At 31.2% G+C, this 4,454-nt stretch carries 3 protein-coding genes and 1 pseudogene; 1 reads left to right on the top strand and 3 read right to left on the bottom strand.

The genetic code is table 11. The features are described from left to right. On the bottom strand, positions 1–1,496 hold a 1,496-nt coding region (locus tag Q0F58_RS17475), incomplete at its 3' end, for a hypothetical protein (RefSeq protein ID WP_294379146.1). Positions 1,497–1,887: 391 nt separating this feature from the next. Between Q0F58_RS17475 and Q0F58_RS17470 the strand changes: the two genes are divergently transcribed. Further along, positions 1,888–2,025, top strand: coding sequence for a hypothetical protein (locus tag Q0F58_RS17470; protein ID WP_294379145.1), 138 nt, complete (start codon positions 1,888–1,890; stop codon positions 2,023–2,025). Positions 2,026–2,234: 209 nt separating this feature from the next. On the opposite strand, the gene Q0F58_RS17465 is transcribed toward Q0F58_RS17470, so the two are convergent. Next, positions 2,235–3,890 (bottom strand): AAA family ATPase, encoded by a 1,656-nt coding sequence (locus Q0F58_RS17465; RefSeq protein ID WP_294379144.1) that lies wholly within the window; start codon positions 3,888–3,890, stop codon positions 2,235–2,237. 51 nt (positions 3,891–3,941) lie between these two features. Next, a pseudogene (locus Q0F58_RS17460) lies at positions 3,942–4,454 on the bottom strand (DNA adenine methylase); the annotation flags it as partial.

Below are 4,454 nucleotides of genomic sequence, written 5' to 3'. Positions count from 1 at the left end.
AAATCCGTTAGCATAAGTTCATCCGCATTAATAGATACTTTCTTGCCCCCGTTTTTCTTAAAAAATCCAAATGCATCCAATTCATCTATAACGGAAATCAAATCGTAATTCTTTTTTCTGAATTCGATATACTGTATAAATTCCTCGTAAGAGTTACACTCTTGTGTGATAATATCCAAATCGTATATATTTACTACATATGGAATGCCATGTAACTTATTTATTTCCAGATATTCATCTATCTCCGAAGGAATTATTCCAAAGTTTTCAGCGGTTACGCAAACGATATATTTTGCCGAAATATCATCTATCGTCAGTTCCACTCCTGATTCTGTTACAAATTTCTTCCCTTCTTGAACCCTCTCAATCGACCTGATTGCTTGTAAATACGCTGCTCCAATTGCCTGATAAACATCAGTTTTTATATTCTCATGTAAGCCTTTTATGGAGTTCAATGTGATTATTTTACTTTTACATTCACAGAAAAGCATTCCAGTAGATGATACTGTAGTCACATCTGCCTCTCCATCTTCTCCTTGATATGATAAGCTACAATAAATTTTATCTTTTTCAAGCAGCCTACTCAGATACGAGGCTGTTAGTTCTTCCACTACATCTCCTCGATTGCCTGTGTAATCTCCAACCGTTTTTTTATCGAATATTTTTCCTGCGATAAAAGTATAATGGAATTGTTTAGGTAAATTCATTAGCGTTGAAAACAACAACGGCATGTAGAAATAATCTCCAAAGTCAACAAAAGGTTTAGAAATTAATATCTTAAAATCTTCAAACTCTGCCTTTTTTAACGACTTGTCAAATGCTTTTACGCTCAAGTAATCAACCATTTTATAGATATCATCACCAATGATGGTTTTCAAATCCGATTTATATATTCTAAAAATATATCCCTCTTTTATACTTGGCAACCAAGGTTCCGATTTACTCGTCAACGCTTTAATCATAGTTTTGAATCTATATTTTTCTCTATAAGCCTTAGCATTTCGCAAACCATACTGAGAAAATACGTAGCGTACTGTTTTTTCATATGCTGTATAAGAGAAACCCAAAACATCTAACATTGCTGAATCAAGCGGCGAGTACAACTTTCTTGCCACCTCGACTAATTGATATATGTACCCATCTCCTCTATAGAGGTTCCCCTTCATCTGCATCATTTGTGACTGGAGAAATTTTTGTTTATCTTCATCACTAGAATTGACCATTTTCAATGTTTCATTTATTAAGTTTTTCACATTAGGAGCATATGCATTTTTTCCATACTGCTCTAACACTTCATAATCGTGCCACTTAAAATCTCTATCGCCGTCTTTTTTGCACGCATGCAATGCATTTGTAGCTAAATATTCTGATGCCGGAATAAATTTATCATCGTGCCCATATAGAAGCATCTGCATTTCTATTATCCCTGATAACACACTTTCCAACGAATAGTGAGACATGAATTCTATCACATCATCTGTCTTTTTGTTGCTCATATTGTTCCGCCTCCTGTTATCTATTACACTGCCAAGTCTACCTCTTAGTATCGAGTAGCTTAAACTGCGGTCGGCTCTGACAACAATCCCAGTGCCACAACCTATGACATCTAATCCGCAGCCTAAACCCTACCGCATTTTTTCGGTCATCCACTTTTTCTCCGGTCAGACTAAAAAGTAGATATGTTTCCATATAAAATAACCGAGCCTTTTCAGCAGTCTGGCTTTAAATCCAAACTTCCAAAAAAGCCCGGAAATACGCCGCTTTTCAGCTATTATTTATCTTTTCTTGACAGCAAACATACCGTCTCAACATGAACTGTATTTGAGAACTGTTCCACATCTGTTACCCGCATAACCTCTCTGCTGCCTTCTCCGCCGAAGATATCATGTGGATAAGATCCCTGTACATGGCAAAAAGCGTACCCGATTATTCTTTGGATTTAAAATAGCGGCATTAGATTTTCAGAAGCTATTAGATTATATAAATAGCTTGGATCCGTATGCTTCAAATGAGGAAACAGCATAAAACCAATGAATTACCGTTTCAGATATCAGAAAATCGTAAATCAAAAATCATATTCTTTACCAGTTCATGTTAAATTTTCAAGGTACAAACAAAATCAAATATCAAAAAAGGGACTTTTGACACCCTAATCTTAATAGTCAATTGTAATTATTTTTCTTTTATTCACTGATATTTTATCTCTGATTTCTTAATGTCCCTAGGAACTTAATTTATACCCCAGGAATAATATCAAATTCATTTTTTTCTGCCAACCTATTAAATATTCTGCAAAAATTTTGTGAAAATTCATTCATACTTTCAGTATATTCACTACACCAAAAATCGAAAAGTATATTTTGGTTTCCTAGTATATTCTCTATTTGTTTATACCACTCCTTAAAATCTTTTGTTCCATACATTTCTGTTTCCAATGGCCAATTATTAAAACACATATCATATGTAAAAGTAGGCACATTAGAAAACCCCTCTTTAAATCTTATAAATGCTGCATAATTTTTCAACAATTTAAATATATTTTCTTCAATTACCAACGGTAAAAACAAAAAGTTTCCTGTCTCCCTAATAAAATTTTCTCTAGCCCTAAACTCCGGCTTATTTAATACATCTCCATCAAGTATAATCATATTATTACAAAATTCTGGAACTCTTTTTTCTGCAAGTTGTACATAATTTGTCCATCCAAGATCTATGTCAACAAATGACATATATGCATCTAAATTTATAGATAACGTTTTACTTAAAACATATTGTATAAAGTCAATTGCTCTTTGATCTTCACAATAAATATTTAATTTATTACTTGCCATTGAAGGTACTAAATTAATATCATCCAAAACATTTTTTAATTCTACACTTGTAGATATATTTTTGGGCATAATAGTCCTTTCTCCTTCTTCATTATATTGAGGTTGTAAATATACTATAGCACTATCATATGCATATATTGGAAGACTTATACCTTTTCGTTTTCTTTCCTCTCTTTGATACTTATTAACTCTTTTTAAAACAAGTGGAGAATGCGTTGTAAATATAATTTGTACTTTAAATTCAGCAGAAGCTTGCCAAAGATAATCAATTAATTTTGTTTGTGAAAATCCATACAATGTTGCGTCTAGTTCATCAATGAGCAAAATACCTCCTTTATAGCTATCTCTATATTCATCTTTCAATCTTTTAAATGATAATAACGCTAAAATAATTTTTACAATATTACTTTCACCTGCAGAATTTGTATATATATCATGAATATCATCTGAAACTCCTGCAAAAGATTTTGAAGCAGCTCCTTTCTCTATGCCTATATCTGAATTAGTACATCTATTTTGAATAGAAAGTATTGTTCGATAATTATTAATACAATATTCCTTTTCTTCATCCGTAAGTATCATAGGAAATTCCTTTGTTTTTTTTGCTTCCCCTATCGGAAACAATCTACTCAAACTCAAGAAATAAACTGGTAATTGTATATATCCAGCCCCTCTTGCACGACTTTCTGCATTCCAAAATCTTAATGTATCTGGTTTTCCACGTTGAACACGCGCAATACTTTTTACTGAAAAATAATTATTTTCATAGAAGCCATTATGAAATTTCAACGTCCATTTATGTTCACCTATAATATCATGTTCTGGTGACAATTTAAATTTTTCTTTAAATTGTGAACGAAAATTATATCCATCAATTGTTTTACAACCATACATCTGATGGTCCTTAGAAGAAATCGTAAACGGTTGTCCTATCATTCCCAAAACAGTTGTTTTCTGTGTGGCATTTCTTCCAGCAATTGCTGTAATTCTTTTTCCTAAATCAAACGTTACATTTTCAAATGCTCGAAACTTTTCAATTTCTATATTCCTTATTATCATATTTATATTCCTTACTACTTACCTAAAATTTATACTTACATAATAATTTTTTTAAATACATAACTCTCGCAGATTAATATTAATTTTACGATTTAACAATTCTTCATTCGATGGACAATACTCTTTATCTTTAAAAATAATTAATTCAGAGTTTTTTCCAGTATTAGCTACACTATAATTTAAATCATATCTCTTTATACATCTTTGCTGATATAATTTTATTATTTCAGGCGCATCATCATATGTAATAATCCAATCTGCTTGAACATTATTTAATATTAATTGTGATATTTTCGCATGATCTTCTTTATTAAAAAAATTTTTGTATAATTCTGGTCCTTTATTAAAATATGGAGGATCAAAATATATTAACGCATTCTCATTATAACTTGGTAATATTTTTTCAATAAAACTAACTATCTCTTTGTTATATACTTTTATATGTCTTTTATATTTTGCAATATTCCTAATTCTTTTAGCTAATTCTTCAGCATTATATCTTGCATCTATTTTATAATTTCCATTTTGCTCATATCCTCCAATTGGTCCACCCTTTATTATACC

It is taken from the genome of uncultured Clostridium sp., from assembly GCF_934754915.1.
Classification (GTDB): Bacteria; Bacillota; Clostridia; order Clostridiales; family Clostridiaceae; genus Clostridium.
This window is presented reverse-complemented; position numbering and strand designations above follow the sequence as displayed.

Coding starts and splice junctions, on each gene's coding strand:
- Q0F58_RS17465 (WP_294379144.1), bottom strand. CDS start 3,890: ATGATAATAAGGAATATAGAAATTGAAAAGTTTCGAGCATTTGAAAAT.